Source organism: Streptomyces sp. 891-h, from assembly GCF_022760275.1.
In the GTDB taxonomy this organism is placed as follows: Bacteria; Actinomycetota; Actinomycetes; order Streptomycetales; family Streptomycetaceae; genus Streptomyces; species Streptomyces spirodelae.
The window spans coordinates 1,477,440-1,493,205 of sequence record NZ_CP050693.1 but is presented as its reverse complement, the minus strand read 5'-3'; the positions used below and the strand labels follow the sequence as shown (position 1 = coordinate 1,493,205).

At 70.6% G+C, this 15,766-nt stretch carries 11 protein-coding genes; 8 read left to right on the top strand and 3 right to left on the bottom strand.

Annotation, left to right across the window (positions count from 1 at the left end):
• Positions 1 to 60: 60 nt before the first annotated feature.
• From HC362_RS06230 to fdhD, 3 genes are all read right to left on the bottom strand, one after another.
• On the bottom strand, positions 61 to 900 hold the full coding sequence (locus tag HC362_RS06230; RefSeq protein ID WP_279240071.1) for an aldo/keto reductase: 840 nt from the start codon (positions 898 to 900) through the stop codon (positions 61 to 63).
• 154 nt (positions 901 to 1,054) lie between these two features.
• On the bottom strand, positions 1,055 to 2,881 hold the full coding sequence (locus HC362_RS06225; protein ID WP_243082925.1) for an AMP-dependent synthetase/ligase: 1,827 nt from the start codon (positions 2,879 to 2,881) through the stop codon (positions 1,055 to 1,057).
• Positions 2,882 to 3,154: 273 nt separating this feature from the next.
• Positions 3,155 to 3,997, bottom strand: a complete 843-nt coding sequence (gene fdhD, locus HC362_RS06220; RefSeq protein ID WP_243082924.1) for a formate dehydrogenase accessory sulfurtransferase FdhD — start codon at positions 3,995 to 3,997, stop codon at positions 3,155 to 3,157.
• 196 nt (positions 3,998 to 4,193) lie between these two features.
• Between fdhD and HC362_RS06215 the strand changes: the two genes are divergently transcribed.
• The 8 genes from HC362_RS06215 (at position 4,194) to HC362_RS06180 (ending at position 15,606) form a co-directional block, all read left to right on the top strand.
• Positions 4,194 to 5,375 (top strand): ROK family transcriptional regulator, encoded by a 1,182-nt coding sequence (locus HC362_RS06215; protein WP_243082923.1) that lies wholly within the window; start codon positions 4,194 to 4,196, stop codon positions 5,373 to 5,375.
• 184 nt (positions 5,376 to 5,559) lie between these two features.
• The gene (locus HC362_RS06210) at positions 5,560 to 7,044 is read left to right on the top strand and encodes a sugar ABC transporter ATP-binding protein (protein ID WP_243088386.1); all 1,485 of its coding nucleotides are present in this window, start codon (positions 5,560 to 5,562) and stop codon (positions 7,042 to 7,044) included.
• 50 nt (positions 7,045 to 7,094) lie between these two features.
• On the top strand, positions 7,095 to 8,099 hold the full coding sequence (locus HC362_RS06205; protein WP_243082922.1) for an ABC transporter permease: 1,005 nt from the start codon (positions 7,095 to 7,097) through the stop codon (positions 8,097 to 8,099).
• On the top strand, positions 8,096 to 9,160 hold the full coding sequence (locus HC362_RS06200) for a substrate-binding domain-containing protein (protein WP_243082921.1): 1,065 nt from the start codon (positions 8,096 to 8,098) through the stop codon (positions 9,158 to 9,160). The genes HC362_RS06205 and HC362_RS06200 overlap by 4 nt, the downstream gene beginning before the upstream one ends.
• 83 nt (positions 9,161 to 9,243) lie before the next feature.
• On the top strand, positions 9,244 to 10,434 hold the full coding sequence (locus HC362_RS06195) for a Gfo/Idh/MocA family oxidoreductase (protein WP_243082920.1): 1,191 nt from the start codon (positions 9,244 to 9,246) through the stop codon (positions 10,432 to 10,434).
• Between the two features lie 99 nt (positions 10,435 to 10,533).
• Positions 10,534 to 11,532, top strand: a complete 999-nt coding sequence (locus tag HC362_RS06190; protein ID WP_243082919.1) for a sugar phosphate isomerase/epimerase family protein — start codon at positions 10,534 to 10,536, stop codon at positions 11,530 to 11,532.
• A 250-nt stretch (positions 11,533 to 11,782) separates the two neighbouring features.
• A complete protein-coding gene (locus tag HC362_RS06185; protein ID WP_243082918.1) occupies positions 11,783 to 14,233 on the top strand; it encodes a PQQ-dependent sugar dehydrogenase in 2,451 nt (816 codons plus the stop codon).
• 11 nt (positions 14,234 to 14,244) lie between these two features.
• Positions 14,245 to 15,606 carry a ThuA domain-containing protein gene (locus tag HC362_RS06180; RefSeq protein WP_243082917.1) on the top strand — a complete coding sequence of 454 codons (1,362 nt, stop codon included), beginning with the start codon at positions 14,245 to 14,247 and terminating at the stop codon, positions 15,604 to 15,606.
• Positions 15,607 to 15,766 lie beyond the last annotated feature (160 nt).

The following is a 15,766-nucleotide window of genomic DNA, read 5'->3' as shown; positions in this document are numbered from 1 at the left end:
CGGGAGCTGCGTGCGGGTGGGGGGCTGGTCGCGCAGTTCCCCGCGCCCCTTCGGGGCGCGTCAGTCGCCCAGCCAGTTCATGGTGTCCGGGTCGGGGCCGATCCGGGTGTCGGTGTTCAGCTCGGCGATCCGGGCCATGTCCTCGCCGCTCAGCTCGAAGTCGAAGACATCGATGTTCTCCCGGACCCGGGACGGGGTGACCGACTTGGGGATCACCACGTTGCCCAGCTGGAGGTGCCAGCGCAGCACCACCTGGGCGACGGTCTTGCCGTGCCTGCCGGCGATCTCGCCCAGCGTCGGGTCGTCGAGCAGGTCGCCGCCCTGGCCGAGCGGCGACCATGCCTCGGTGGCGATGCCGTGGTCGGCGTGGAAGGCGCGCGGCACGGACTGCTGGAGCCGGGGGTGCAGCTCGATCTGGTTGACGGCGGGCACGGTGCCCCCGAGCTGGATGAGCCGGTTGAGGTGCGTCGGCTGGAAGTTGGAGACGCCGATGGCGCGGGCGCGCCCGTCGGCGTAGATCTTCTCGAACGCGCGCCAGCTGTCCTCGTACTTGTCGACGTCCGGCATGGGCCAGTGGATCAGGTACAGGTCCACGTGGTCGAGGCCGAGGCGTTCCAGGGAGGTGTCGAAGGCGCGCAGGGCCGTGTCGTACCCCTGGTCGGCGTTCCACAGCTTGGTGGTGACGAACAGCTCGTCGCGGGGCAGCCCGGATGCGGCGATGGCGCGGCCGACGCCCTCCTCGTTCGCGTACGCCGCAGCCGTGTCGATGCTGCGGTAGCCGGACTCCAGCGCCGTGGTCACCGCCGTCGCCGCCTCGTCGGCCGGCACCTGCCAGACGCCGAAGCCGAGCTGCGGCATCGTGACGCCGTTGTTGAGCGTGATGGTGGGAACGTTGCTCACGCGATGGGTCCTTACGTTCGGTGTTGTGCGTTGCCGGCGTTTGTTCCGCCCCAGAGGGAACGATCAGCGCCGGATTTCTGTTCCTTGCCGAATGCGCGTTCGGGGTGTGCGCGTCGCCGCCCCGCCTGGCCTCGGACCCCGGCGCCGCGTGGCCTCAGCTCCGGTAGAGGGCCTCGATCTCGGAGGCGTAGGCCGCCTCGATCGCCCCCCTGCGCAGCTTCAGCGACGGGGTCAGCAGCCCGTCCTCCTCGGTGAACGGCGTCGCCAGGATACGGAAGGTGCGGATGGACTCGGCCTGGGAGACCTGCGTGTTGGCGGCGACGACCGCTCTGCGCATCTCCGTCTCCAGATCCTCGTCCCGCAGCAGCTCGGCGGGGTCCAGCTCCGGTTTGTCCCGCATGCTGAGCCAGTGCTGCACGGCGTCCTGGTCGAGAGTCAGCAGCGCGGAGATGTAGGGTCGGTCGTTGCCCAGCACGATGCACTGGCCGACGAGCGGATGCTCGCGGACCCGCTCCTCCAACGGGCCGGGGGAGACGCTCTTGCCGCTGGAGGTGACCAGGATCTCCTTCTTGCGGCCGGTGATCGTCAGATATCCGTCGTCGTCCAGGGCGCCGAGGTCACCGCTGGCGAGCCAGCCGTCCCGCAGCGCGGCCTGGGTGGCGCGCGCGTTGTTCAGATAGCCGCCGAAGATCTGCCCGCCGCTCAGCAGGACCTCCCCGTCCTCGGCGATCCGCACGGTGGTGCCGGGGACCGGCTGGCCGACCGTGCCGAAGCGGGGCCGCTCGGGCGGGTTGGCGACGGCGGCCGCCGTCGTCTCCGTCAGCCCGTACCCCTCGAAGATCCGCATTCCGGCGCCGTCGAAGAACAGCCCCAGGCGCCGCTCCATGGCCGAACCGCCCGACATCGCGTACCGGCACCGGCCGCCCATGGCGTCGCGCAGCTTTGCGTAGACCAGCTTCTCGTAGAGCTGGTGCTGCATACGCAGCGAGGCGCCGGGCCCCGGACCGGTGCCGAACGCCTTGTGCTCGACCGCCTCGGCGTACCGGACCGCCACGTCGACGGCCTTCTCGAACGGGCCCAGCCTGCCCTGGGACTCGGCCTTGCGGCGCGCGCTCTGGAAGATCTTCTCGAACAGATGCGGCACCGCCTGGACGAAGGTGGGCCGGAACGCCGCCAGGTCGGGCAGCAGCGCGCGCGCCGTCATCTGCGGCTGGTGCCCCAGCTTGAGCCCGGCCCGTACCGCGGCCACCTCCACCATCCGGCCGAAGACGTGGGCCAGCGGCAGGAACAGCAGCAGCGAGCCCTGCTCCCCGGCCTTGGCGCTGAAGACCCGGTCGTAGCGGGCGATGATGTTGTCGGTCTCGGCCATGAAGTTGGCGTGCGTGATCACGCACCCCTTGGGGCGCCCCGTGGTGCCCGAGGTGTAGATGACGGTGGCGACCGTGTCCGGGGTGAGCGCCAGCCGGTGCCGGTGTACGACCTCGTCCTCCAGATGCGCGCCCGCGGCCATCAGCTCGTGGACGGCGCCCGCGTCCAGCTGCCACAGCTTCTTCAGCCGCGGCAGCTGGCCGACCACCGAGCCGACGGTCATCGCGTGGTCCTCGTGCTCGACCACCGCGGCCGTCACCTCGGCGTCGTACAGCATCCAGGCGACCTGCTCGGCCGAGGAGGTCGGATAGACAGGGACGCTCTGGGCGCCCACCGACCACAGCGCGAAGTCCAGCAGCGTCCACTCGTAGCGCGTACGCGACATCAGGGCCACCCGGTCGCCGAACCGGACCCCCTGCGCCAGCAGCCCCTTCGCGACCGCCACGACCTCATCCCGGAACCGCGCCGCCGGGACGTCCTGCCAGGTGCCGTCGGCCTCCTTGCGGGCCAGCAACGGCAGCTTCGGGGTCTGCTCGGCGTGCGCGAAGACGGCATCTGCCACTCCGCCGACCTGAGGTGCCGTCGCCAGGGCCGGAACGGTGAACTCGCGCAAAGACTCTGCTCCTCGACTGCACAGTGACATGCGACACTGCGCGAGTGACCGTATCCGATCGGGCAGGTTGATCGGGAGGGGTGTCGGCGCAGGTCAGTCGGTCAATTGGGACAGTTCGCCGAGGTGTCGGCAGGTGCTCGCGAGGCCGTTTCCCGACCCGCCGGGTTTCTGCACCGAACCTTCGCAACCTGAATCGGACTGTTTGCGAGGCAGGCGAGTTACTGGGGGTAGATGTGACAGAAGGGGTACCGCGCCCGCCGCCTCGCGGGCTCCTTACCGCGGGAGGGACAGGCGGTGCGGGGCCGTGTAGATGTTCATCGAGGTGCCGCGCAGGAAGCCCACCAGGGTCAGGCCCGTGTCCTCCGCCAGGTCGACGGCGAGTGACGAGGGTGCCGAGACGGCGGCCAGCAGCGGAATGCCCGCCATCACCGCCTTCTGCACCAGTTCGAACGAGGCGCGGCCCGAGACCATCAGCAGCGCGTCGCGCAGCGGCAGCGCGCCCTGCTGTGCGGCCCGGCCCACCAGCTTGTCCACGGCGTTGTGCCGCCCCACGTCCTCGCACACGTCCAGAAGTTCTCCGGTGGGGGAGAACAGCGCGGCCGCGTGGAGTCCGCCCGTGCGCTCGAACACCCGCTGGGCGGCGCGCAGCCGGTCCGGCAGCCCGGCCAGCAGCTCGGTGCTGATGCCACGCGGCCGGTCGCCGTCCAGCTCCCAGCGCGCCGTGGTGCGGACCGCCTCCAGGCTGGCCTTGCCGCACAGCCCGCACGAGGACGTGGTGTAGACGTTGCGCTCCAGCGTGGGCAGGTCGGGCAGCGGCACGTGCGGGGCCAGGCGCACGTCCACCGTGTTGTAGGTGCTGGCACCGTCCTCGTCGCGGGCGCTGCCGCAGTAGACGATGGAGGCGAGGTCGTCCGCCGCCGAGGCGATGACGCCCTCGCTGACGAGGAAGCCGGCCGCGAGGGCGAAGTCGTCGCCCGGGGTGCGCATGGTGACCGCCAGCGGCTTCCCGTCGAGGCGGATCTCCAGCGGCTCCTCGGCCACGAGGGTGTCAGGCCGTGTGCTGACGGCTCCGTCGCGGATGCGGACGACGGGGCGTCGCGCCGTGACCCTGCCCATGTGCCCTCACCTCCCGTTCGCTCCGACCCTAAGGGAACCGGTCGCGCGCTGTGAGCCCGGCTTTGTCCACTCGCGGGAAGAAGTCGAACCAGTTCGTGCAGAACTTCTTCCCAACCCGGGTCGCCACTGCTACGTTCCCCGTGCATTCCCGGACGCGACGCCGACACATACGGCTGGAGGGGTAGCGGTGAGGCGCATGACTGCACGGCCCGCGAACGCGCACCAGGCGCGCCTGCTCCGCCTGCTGCGTGACGGCGGCCCTCGGTCGCGCGCCGAACTCGGGGACCGCGTCGACCTGTCCCGCTCCAAACTGGCCGTCGAGGTCGACCGGCTGCTGGAGACGGGGCTGGTTGTCGCGGACGGCCTCGCCGCCTCGCGCGGCGGGCGCCGCTCGCACAACATCCGGCTCGCACCCGGGCTCCGCTTCCTGGGCGTCGACATCGGTGCCACCTCCATCGACGTCGCCGTCACCAACCCCGAGCTGGAGATCCTCGGCCACCTCAACCAGCCGATGGACGTGCGCGAGGGCCCGGTCGCGGTCTTCGACCAGGTGCTGGCGATGGTGGCGAAGCTGCGGGACAGCGGGGTCGCCGAAGGGTTCGACGGCGCCGGCATCGGGGTGCCAGGACCCGTACGCTTCCCGGAGGGCGTGCCGGTCGCGCCGCCGATCATGCCCGGCTGGGACGGCTTCCCGGTACGGGAGGCGCTCAGCCAGGAGCTGGGCTGCCCGGTGATGGTCGACAACGACGTGAACCTGATGGCCATGGGCGAGATGCAGGCCGGGGTCGCGCGCTCGGTGCGGGACTTCTTCTGCGTCAAGATCGGCACCGGCATCGGCTGCGGCATCGTGGCGGGCGGCGAGGTGCACCGGGGCACCACCGGCAGCGCGGGCGACATCGGGCACATCCAGGTCGAGCCCGACGGCCGCCAGTGCGCCTGCGGCAACCGGGGCTGTCTGGAGGCCTACTTCGGCGGTGCCGCGCTGGCCAGGGACGCCGAGGAGGCGGCCCGCGACGGCCGCTCGGCCGAGCTGGCCCGGCTGCTGGAGGAGAACGGCCGCCTCAGCGCGGCCGACGTCGCCACCGCCGCTTCAGCGGGGGACGGCACCTGTCTCGACCTCATCCGCGACGGCGGGGCCCGGGTGGGCCAGGTCATCGCGGGCCTCGTCAGCTTCTTCAACCCCGGTCTAGTGGTCATCGGCGGCGGGGTCACCGGCCTCGGCCACACCCTGCTGGCCAGTATCCGCACGCAGGTCTACCGCCAGTCGCTGCCCTTGGCGACCGGCAACCTTCCCATCGTCCTCGGCGAGCTGGGACAGGTCGCGGGGGTGACGGGCGCGGCCCGCCTCACCAGCGACCACCTGTTCTCGCCCGCGTAGTACAGCCGCGCCCGCACCAGCACGACGGCACCCCCGCGCCAGGCACGACCGCACCACGGCACGGCACAACCGCACGGCACAGCACAACCGCACGGCACAGCAGTTCGCGCAGTACAGCAATCCGCACAGCACGGCGAAACCCGTACGGCCACTGGGTCGGAGGTCCCGCATGCCCCTGCTGACGATGTCCGGAATAACCAAATCCTTCCCAGGTGTCCGTGCGCTCGACGGTGTCGACCTCGATGTCGAGGAAGGCGAGGTGCACTGCCTGCTGGGTCAGAACGGGGCGGGCAAGTCCACCCTCATCAAGGTGCTCGCCGGCGCACACCAGCCCGACAGCGGCCACATCACCTGGCGGGACAAGCGGGTGCGGCTGCCCACCCCCGTCTCCGCGATGCGGCTGGGCATCGCCACCATCTACCAGGAACTCGACCTGGTGGAGCACGTGTCCGTGGCCGAGAACGTCTTCCTCGGCCACGAGATCGCCACCCGCGGCATCGTCCGGCCCCGCGAGGCACGGGCGCGGACGGCGCAGCTGCTGGCCAGGCTCGGGCACCCCGAGATCGACCCCGCGGCTCCGGTGAGCTCCCTGTCCGCAGCCGGGGCGCAGATCGTGTCCATGGCGCGGGCCCTCTCGCACGACGTACGGCTGATCATCATGGACGAGCCGTCGGCGGCGCTCGACCCCGACGAGGTCGACAACCTCTTCCGTATCGTCGGGGACCTGACCGAGCAGGGCGTCGCCGTCGTCTACATCTCGCACCGGCTGGAGGAGATCCGCCGTATCGGTGACCGCGTCTCCGTCCTCAAGGACGGCCGGGTCGCAGCGCGCGACCTGCCCGCGCGCACCACACCGACCGACGAGCTCGTCGCCCGGATGACGGGCCGCAATGTGCAGTACGCCTTCCCCGGGAAAACGGTTGCCGACGCGCCGCGCGCCGAGCCGGTGCTGGTCGCCGAAGGACTGGCGCGTCAGGGCGAGTTCGAGCCGGTCGACCTGGAGCTGCGGCCAGGCGAGATCGTCGGCCTGGCGGGCTTGGTGGGGTCAGGGCGCTCGGAGCTGCTGGAGACGCTGTACGGCGCGCGCCGCCCCACCGCCGGGCGCATCCTGGTGGACGGCAAGCCGCTGCGGCCCGGCAGTATCGTCGCCGCCGTACGCGCCGGCATCGGGCTGGCACCCGAGGAGCGCAAGTCGCAGGCGCTGCTGATGCTGGAGTCGGTCACCCGTAACGTCTCCGTCTCCGCACTGCCCCGCTTCTCGCGCGGCGGCTGGCTCGACCGGGCGCGGGAGAGGGCCGAGGCCCGCCGCCACACCCGCGAGTTGGGCCTCAGCCCCGACGAACCCGACCGCCCGGTACGCACCTTCTCCGGCGGCAACCAGCAAAAGGCCGTCCTCGCCCGCTGGCTGCTGCGCGGCTGCCGCGTGCTGCTGCTGGACGAGCCGACGCGCGGCGTCGACGTCGGTGCGCGCGCCGAGCTGTACGCCGTCATCCGGCGGCTCGCCGATACGGGGGTGTGCGTGCTGCTCGTCTCCAGCGAGCTGCCGGAGGTTCTCGGGCTCGCCGACCGGGTGCTGGTCCTCCGTGAGGGCCGTGTCGTGCACACGGCTCCCTCCCATGAGCTGGACGAGCACCGGGTGCTCGACCTCGTGATGCGGAGTCCCGCATGAGCGCTTCCGCACCCGTCCACCGGACTCCCTCCCGTCGAAGGTGACCTCTCATGAACTCACCAGCAAGCGTGGCCAGCAAGCCGGTGCCGCCCCCGGCGAAGGAGGGCTCGGCGAGCCGCCGACTGCCGTTCGACGTACGGCAGCTCTCCCTCGTCGGCGTGCTGCTCGCGCTGGCCGTGGTCGGCGCGATCACCAAGCCCGACGAATTCCTCGCGGCGGAGAACCTCCGCCTCATCCTCACCCAGGCCTCCGTGATCGGGGTCGTGACCGTCGGCGTCACGTTCGTCATCATCGGCGGCGGTATCGATCTGTCCGTGGGCGCGATCGTCGCGCTGGCCTCCGTATGGGCGACAACGGTGGCCACCCAGGATTTCGGCCTCGGCGGCATGCTGCTGTGCAGCGTGCTGGTCGGCGTCGGCTGCGGACTGGTCAACGGGGTGCTGGTCGCCTACGGGCCGATGGTGCCGTTCATCGCCACGCTGGCCATGCTGGCCTCGGCACGCGGTCTGGCGCTGCAGATCAGTGACGGCAAGACGCAGGTCGTCACCGTCGACGCCGTCCTCGACCTGGGCATCAAGGACTCCTACGTACTGGGCGTGCCACCCATCGTGATCGTCTTCGCCGTCGTCGGTGTCCTCGGCTGGCTGCTGCTCAACCGGACGACGTTCGGGCGGCGCACGGTGGCCGTCGGCGGCAATCCGGAGGCCTCCCGGCTGGCCGGTATCGCCGTCAAGCGGCAGCGGCTGCTGCTCTATCTGCTCTCCGGGCTGTGCTGCGGCATCGCCGCGTTCATGCTGATCGTCCTCACCGGCTCGGGCCAGAACACCAACGGCAACCTCTACGAACTCGACGCCATCGCCGCGGCGATCATCGGCGGCACCCTGCTCAGCGGGGGCCGCGGCACCATCCTCGGCTCGGTGCTCGGCGTCCTGGTCTTCACCACCATCACCAATCTGTTCGCCCTCAACAACCTCCAGACGGACATTCAGCAGATCGCCAAGGGCGCGATCATCGTCGCGGCCGTCCTGGTCCAGAAGGGTCGTTCCACGTCATGACCGACATCCCACGCGCACCTCGTATCCCGACCAGCCGCAGAAGCATGCTCTTCGGCACCGCGGCAGCGGGCGCCGCCCTGCTGGCGGCGGGCTGCACCAGCAACGAGAACAACGACGGCGAAGGCAAGGAGTCGGCCGGCGCCGAAGTGGCCGACTCCAAGCCGGGCAAGAAGGTCACCATCGGCTTCGCGGGCCCGCAGGCCGACCACGGCTGGCTGAACGCCATCACCACCCAGGCCAAGAACCGCGCCAAGAAATACCAGGACGTCACCCTGGAGGCCACCGAGGGCTCCAACGACAACGCCACCCAGGTCGGCCAGGTCGAGACGCTCATCAACAAGAAGGTCGACGTGCTGGTCGTACTGCCGGCCGACGGCAAGGCACTCACCCAGGTCGGCCTCAAGGCGATGCGCGCCGGGATACCAGTCGTCAACCTCGACCGGATCTTCTCCTCGCAGCAGGCCTACCGCTGCTGGATCGGCGGCGACAACTACGGCATGGGCCTCAACGCGGGGCACTACATCGGCGAACAGCTCAAGGACAAGAAGAACGCCAAGGTCGTCGAACTGGCCGGGATCGACAGCCTGGAGCTGACCCGCGAACGCACCAAGGGGTTCGACGACGCGCTCAAGAACTACCCCAACATCAAGAAGGTCGCCCGGCAGGCCGCCGAGTTCACCGTCGAGTCCGGGCAGCAGAAGATGTCCCAACTCCTCCAGGCGCAAAAGGACTTCGACGCGCTGTGGAACCACGACGACGACCAGGGCGTCGGCGCCGAACGCGCCATCAAGCAGGCCGGACGGGACGAGTTCCTGATGGTCGGCGGTGCCGGGTCCAAGCGCGTCATGCAGGCCATCAAGGACGACGACAGCGTCATCAAGGCGACCGTCCTCTACCCGCCCACCATGGCGGCCTCCGCCATCGACCTGGCCCGTGCGCTCGGCCAGGGCAAGGGCATCGCCGGGATGGCCGAGTACGAGATTCCGGCCCACGTCACCCTCTACTCCGCGGTGGTGACCAAGAAGAACGTCGACGAGTACCTCCCGATCGGTTTCACCTGACAGGCCCGCCCGTCCGCTGCAGCAGATCTGGAGAACCTCCCGGCCGGACGCCGCCGGAGGAATCCCCGAGAGGGAGGACCGCAATGCCGTACGACAGCACCGCGCCCGCCGCCGCGCCGCCCCTGGGGGTGGGCATGGTCGGGTACGCCTTCATGGGCCAGGCGCACTCGCAGGGCTGGCGCACCGTGGGACGGGTCTTCGACCTGCCGCTGAGCCCGGCGCTGGCCGCCGTGTGCGGGCGTGACCCGGCGGCCGTGCGCGCCGCGGCCGGACGGCTGGGCTGGGCCGCGGCCGAGACCGACTGGCGGGCCCTGATCGCGCGCGCGGACGTCCAGCTGGTCGACATCTGCACACCCGGCGACAGCCACGCCGAGATCGCCGTCGCCGCGCTGGAGGCCGGCAAGCATGTGCTGTGCGAGAAGCCGCTGGCCAACACCGTCGAGGAGGCCGAGGCCATGGCGGAGGCGGCACGTGTGGCGCGGGGGCGCGGCCAGGTCGCCATGGTCGGCTTCAACTACCGCCGCACGCCCGCGCTGGCGCTGGCCCGCCGCATGGTCGCGGACGGCAGACTGGGCGAGCTGCGGCACGTACGGGTCAGCTACCTGCAGGACTGGCTGGTGGACCCCGCCTTCCCGCTCGCCTGGCGGCTCCGCAAGGAGGCCGCGGGCTCCGGAGCCCTCGGCGACCTGGGGGCGCACGCCGTCGACCTCGCCCAGCACCTGGCGGGGTCCCCGCTGGCGGGTGTCTCCGCGCAGACCGAGACGTTCGTGAGGGAGCGTCCGCTGCGCGAGGGCGAGCCGGACGGCGAGCTGGGTGAGGTCACCGTGGACGACGCGGCGGTCTTCACCGGGCGGTTCGGCTCGGGAGCGCTCGCCTCGTTCGAGGTCACCCGGGTCGCGGCGGGCCGCAAGAACGCGCTGCGGGTGGAGCTGAACGGCACGCTCGGGTCGCTGGCCTTCGATCTGGAGCGGCTCAACGAGCTGCAGTTCCACGACCACACGCAGGCCGCGGATGAGGCCGGGTTCCGCCGCATCCTCGTCACCGAGCAGGACCACCCCTACCTCGAGGCGTGGTGGCCGCCGGGCCACGGGCTGGGCTACGAGCACACCTTCACGCACCAGGCCCGCGACCTGGTGCGGGCCATCGCCGCCGGCACGCAGCCGGAGCCCTCGTTCGATGACGGGTTGCAGGTGCAGCGGGTGCTGGCCGCGGTCGAGGAGAGCGCGTCGCGCGACTGCGTGTACACGGCGGTGCCATCGGGCGCTTCGGGGTGAGTGCCCCTGACTGCCGTTCGCGGGCTGCGGCTGGTCTCTGGCTGGTCGCGCAGTTCCCCGCGCCCCTTCGTGGCGCCCCGGACAACGTAGGAGGTCACCATGCCACGTAAGTTCACGCTGTTCACCGGTCAGTGGGCGGACCTTCCGCTGGAAGAGGTCTGCCGACTGGCCCGCGAGTTCGGTTACGACGGACTGGAACTCGCCTGCTGGGGCGACCACTTCGAGGTCGACAAGGCCCTGCACGAGCCCGGCTACGTGGACGGCAGGCGGCAACTGCTGGACAAGTACGGGCTGGAGTGCTGGGCCATCTCCAACCACCTGACCGGCCAGGCCGTCTGCGACAGCCCCATCGACGAGCGCCACAAGGCCATCGTCGCGCCGCGCATCTGGGGCGACGGCGACCCCGAGGGCGTACGCCGCAGGGCCGCCGAGGAGATGAAGGACACCGCGCGGGCAGCGGCCGCACTCGGCGTTCGGACCGTCATCGGCTTCACCGGCTCCTCCATCTGGCACCTGGTGGCCATGTTCCCGCCCACTCCGCCGGAGATGGTCGAGCGCGGCTACACGGACTTCGCCGAGCGGTGGAACCCCATCCTCGACGTCTTCGACGCGGAGGGCGTCCGCTTCGCGCACGAGGTGCACCCCAGCGAGATCGCCTACGACTACTGGACCACCCAGCGCGCCCTGGAGGCGGTCGAGCACCGGCCCGCCTTCGGCCTCAACTTCGACCCCTCGCACTTCGTGTGGCAGGACCTCGACCCGGTCGGTTTCCTCTACGACTACCGGGAGAGGATCTACCACGTCGACTGCAAGGAGGCACGACGGCGGCTGGACGGCCGCAACGGCAGGCTGGGCTCCCACCTGCCGTGGGGCGACCCGCGCCGGGGCTGGGACTTCGTCTCGGCCGGGCACGGCGACGTCGCCTGGGAGGACGTCTTCCGCATGCTGCGGGCCATCGGTTACGACGGCCCCGTCTCCGTCGAGTGGGAGGACGCCGGGATGGACCGGCTCGCCGGAGCGCCGGAGGCGCTGGCGCGGCTGCGGGCCTACGACTACGACCCGCCGAGCGCCTCCTTCGACGCGGCCTTCGGCAACTGAGCCCGGTGCCAGGCCCGTTGGCCCTGACTTTGTCCTGACTGAGGACAAAATCCAACCGAGGAACGTCAAAGGGGTTCACGCCCCAAACAAACGCCGCTACCGTCCTTGAGGCGTAAGGGACAACAGCGCGGCCCCTCCCCAGAGCGCAGCCGCAGCGCCCCCCCAGCCCAGCGCAGCACAAGCACAGCCCGGCATCGGCACGGCACCGCAGACGACGGCATCCACCCGTTACCTCCCAGGAGGAACCGCTGTGCACAAAAGACACCGCAGACTCCGAACCCGCGTCACAGCCCTGGCGAGCGCCCTCCTCTTCAGCGGCGCCACCATCGCGGTGGCCCAGGCGGCGCCCGGCCCCTCAGCCGCCGACAGCCCCGGCAAGCAGCCGGCGGCAGCCGAGTTCCAGCAGGTCACCCTCGCCAAGGGGGTGGCGGAGACCGGCGAGCCGATGACGATGGCGATCCTCCCCGACCGCTCCGTACTGCACACCTCGCGCGAGGGCACCCTCCGGCTGACCGACGCCAAGGGGAACACCAAGGTCGCCGGACAACTCGACGTCTACAGCCACGACGAGGAGGGCCTGCAGGGCGTCGGCGTCGACCCGCGCTTCACCAAGAACCGCTTCGTCTACCTCTACTACGCGCCGCCGCTCGACACCCCCGAGGGTGACGCCCCGGACACCGGAACCGAGGCCGACTTCAAGAAGTTCGAGGGCGTCAACCGGCTCGCCCGCTTCGTACTCAAGAAGGACGGCACGCTCGACAAGAGCAGCGAGAAGAAGATCCTCGACGTGCCGGCCAACCGGGGGACCTGCTGCCACGTGGGCGGTGACATCGCCTTCGACTCCAAGGGCAACCTCCTGCTGTCCACTGGGGATGACTCCAACCCGTTCCAGTCGGACGGCTTCACCCCCATCGACGAGCGCGCGAACCGCAACCCGGCCTTCGACGCCCAGCGTTCGGCGGGCAACACCAACGACCTGCGCGGCAAGATCCTGCGGATCAAGGTGAAGAAGGACGGCTCGTACAAGATCCCGCGCGGAAACCTCTTCCGGCCGGGGACGAAGAAGACCCGGCCCGAGATCTACGCCATGGGCTTCCGCAACCCGTTCCGGATGAACGTCGACAAGAAGACCGACACCGTCTACGTGGGCGACTACGGGCCCGACGCGGGCGCCGCCGACCCCAAGCGCGGTCCTTCAGGACAGGTCGAGTTCGCCCGGGTGACCGAGCCGGGCAACTACGGCTGGCCGTACTGCACCGGCAAGAACGACGCCTATGTCGACTACGACTTCGCCACCGGAGAATCCGGGGAGAAGTTCGACTGCGCCGCACCGCGGAACACCTCGCCGCGCAACACCGGCCTGACGAAGCTGCCCGCAGCGAAGCCCGCGTGGATTCCCTACGACGGCGCCTCCGTACCCGAGTTCGGCGACGGCTCGGAGTCCCCGATGGGCGGCCCCGTCTACCGCTACGACAGGAAGTCCGACTCGCCGGTGGCGTTCCCCAAGAGCTACGACGGCGACTTCTTCGCCGGTGAGTTCGGCCGCCGCTGGATCAAGCGCATCGAGCAGGACCGCGACGGCGGCAATCTGAAGATCCACGACTTCCCGTGGTCCGGCACCCAGGTCATGGACATGGACTTCGGCCCCGACGGCGCCCTGTACGTCCTCGATTACGGCCTCAACTGGTTCGGCGGCGACGAGAACTCGGCGCTCTACCGCATCGAGAACGCCACCGACGGCCACAGCCCCGTCGTCGAGGCGAGCAGCGACGTGAGCGACGGACAGGCACCGCTGAAGATCGCCTTCTCCTCGGAGGCGACCGACGAGGACGGCGACGAGCTCGAGCTGAGCTGGGACTTCGGCGACGGCGCGACCTCCACCGAGGCGAACCCGACCCACACCTACCAGGCGAACGGCACCTACACGGCCACCGTCACCGCCGAGGACCCCTCCGGGCGTACCGGATCGGCGAGCGTGCACGTCACTGTCGGCAACACCGCACCCAAGGTCCAGCTGAAGCTGCCGGCGGATGGCCAGCCGTTCTCCTTCGGCGACGAGATCCCCTTCGAGGTGCAGGTCACCGACCCCGAGGAGCCGCAGATCGACTGCTCCAGGGTCGAGGTCGCCTACATCCTCGGCCACGACAGCCACGGCCACCCGCTGACCTCCGCCAAGGGGTGCAAGGGCACCATCAAGACGCAGGCCGACGGTGAACACGACCCGAACGCCGACATCTTCGGTGTCTTCGATGCCTCCTACACCGACAGCGGCGCCAATGGCCAGCCCCCGCTGACCAGCCACGGACAGAGCATCCTCCAGCCCAAGCACCGCCAGGCCGAGCACTACTCGACCGCCGCGGACGGAGTGACCAAGGGCGAGGCGGCCGGAGCCGAGGGCGGCAAGGCCGTCACCGGCGCCGAGAACGGGCAGTGGATCTCCTACGACCCCTACCGGACCGGCAGCGTCACCAAGCTCACCGCCAGGGTCGCCGGAAAGGCGCAGGGCGCCATCGAGGTCCGCGCGGACGCTCCGGACGGACCGCTCCTGGGCACCGCACAGGTCACAGCGACGGACGGCTGGAGCGAGGTGAGCACCGGCATCGCGGGCGCGCCCGACGGCGCGGACAAGCTCTACCTCGTCTTCACGGGCGGTGACGGAGCCCTCTGCGACCTGGACAGCTTCACGGTGACGACCGGATGAGGGGAGGAGCCATGACCTCGGCACACCGCCGCCGCACCGCGCTCACCGCGGCAGCCGCCGCCCTGCTGGCGGGAGCGTTCGCGCTGCCGAGCCAGGCGGCGGAGCCCCAGCCGCCAGAGCGCGCGGACAGCAAGGTACTGGTCTTCTCCAAGACCGCCGGATTCCGGCACGACTCCATCCCCGACGGAATCGAAGCCATTCGGCAACTCGGCGCCGAGCACGGCTTCGCCGTCGACGCGACGGAGGACGCCGCCACTTTCACGCCGAAGAAGCTGGCCCGGTACGACGCGGTCGTCTTCCTGTCCACCACCGGCGATGTGCTCGACCAGCGCGGGCAGCGCGCCTTCGAGAGGTACATCCGCAAGGGCGGCGGCTACGTGGGCGTGCACGCCGCCGCCGACACCGAGTACGACTGGAAGTGGTACGGCGGACTCGCCGGTGCCTACTTCCAGTCGCACCCCGCGATCCAGCCCGCGCGGATGGAGATCGAGGACCGCGGCCACCCGGCCACCGCCCACCTGGGCGAGAGCTGGAACCGCACCGACGAGTGGTACAACTACCGCTCCAACCCGCGCGAGCGGGCCCACATCCTGGCCACCCTGGACGAGGGCTCCTACAGCGGCGGCACCATGGGCGACGACCACCCGCTGGCCTGGTGCCAGGAGTACGCGGGCGGCCGCGCCTTCTACACCGGCGCGGGCCACACCAAGGAGTCCTACGCCGACCCGGCCTTCCGCAAGCACCTGCTGGGCGGCATCCGGTACGCGACGGGTGCCGCGCAGGCCGACTGCCGCCCGGAGAACGGGTACACACCGCTGTACGACGGAACCGCCGACGGACCCGGCCTCGAAGGCTGGAGACAGGCCGGCCCCGGCTCGTTCGAGGAGAGCCCGGACGGCACGCTCACCACCCGCGGCGGCATGGGGCTGCTGTGGTACGCGGCGCGCGAGTTCACCTCCTCGTACTCGCTCAAGCTCGACTGGAAGATGGCGAGTGCCGACGGCGACGACAACTCCGGTGTCTTCGTCGGCTTCCCCGCCTCCGACGATCCCTGGTCGGCGGTCGAGAAGGGGTACGAGATCCAGATCGACGCCACCGATGTGGACGAGAAGACCACGGGCGCCGTCTACGGCTTCCAGTCGGCTGACCTCGCGGCGCGGGACGCGGCACTGAACCCGCCGGGGGAGTGGAACACCTATGAGATCCGGGTCGAGGGCGAACGGCTCCGGGTCCACCTCAACGGCGTACTGATCAACGACTACACCAACACCGACCCCGCCAGAAGCCTCACCGACGGCTACCTGGGCCTCCAGAACCACGGAGAGGAGGACAAGGTCGCCTTCCGCAACGTCCGCATCCGCGAGCTGCGCTGACTCCGCCACCCGGATCAGCCCGGTTGTGGGCAATCGTCCCGCGGGGCGGGACGGGTGGGCACAACCGGGCCCGCAGACGGCATCCGGCCGCAACCACCAGCCCGGCGCAGCCGCCCCCCCGGGAGGGGGTCGCACAGGGGCGCCCTCCTGTGAGAAACGG

Excerpts from the sequence above, each read along its gene's own strand:
- fdhD (WP_243082924.1), bottom strand. The coding sequence starts at position 3,997 with ATGGGCAGGGTCACGGCGCGACGCCCCGTCGTCCGCATCCGCGACGGA.
- HC362_RS06215 (WP_243082923.1), top strand. The coding sequence starts at position 4,194 with ATGACTGCACGGCCCGCGAACGCGCACCAGGCGCGCCTGCTCCGCCTG.
- HC362_RS06210 (WP_243088386.1), top strand. The coding sequence starts at position 5,560 with ATGTCCGGAATAACCAAATCCTTCCCAGGTGTCCGTGCGCTCGACGGT.
- HC362_RS06205 (WP_243082922.1), top strand. The coding sequence starts at position 7,095 with ATGAACTCACCAGCAAGCGTGGCCAGCAAGCCGGTGCCGCCCCCGGCG.
- HC362_RS06200 (WP_243082921.1), top strand. The coding sequence starts at position 8,096 with ATGACCGACATCCCACGCGCACCTCGTATCCCGACCAGCCGCAGAAGC.
- HC362_RS06195 (WP_243082920.1), top strand. The coding sequence starts at position 9,244 with ATGCCGTACGACAGCACCGCGCCCGCCGCCGCGCCGCCCCTGGGGGTG.
- HC362_RS06190 (WP_243082919.1), top strand. The coding sequence starts at position 10,534 with ATGCCACGTAAGTTCACGCTGTTCACCGGTCAGTGGGCGGACCTTCCG.
- HC362_RS06180 (WP_243082917.1), top strand. The coding sequence starts at position 14,245 with ATGACCTCGGCACACCGCCGCCGCACCGCGCTCACCGCGGCAGCCGCC.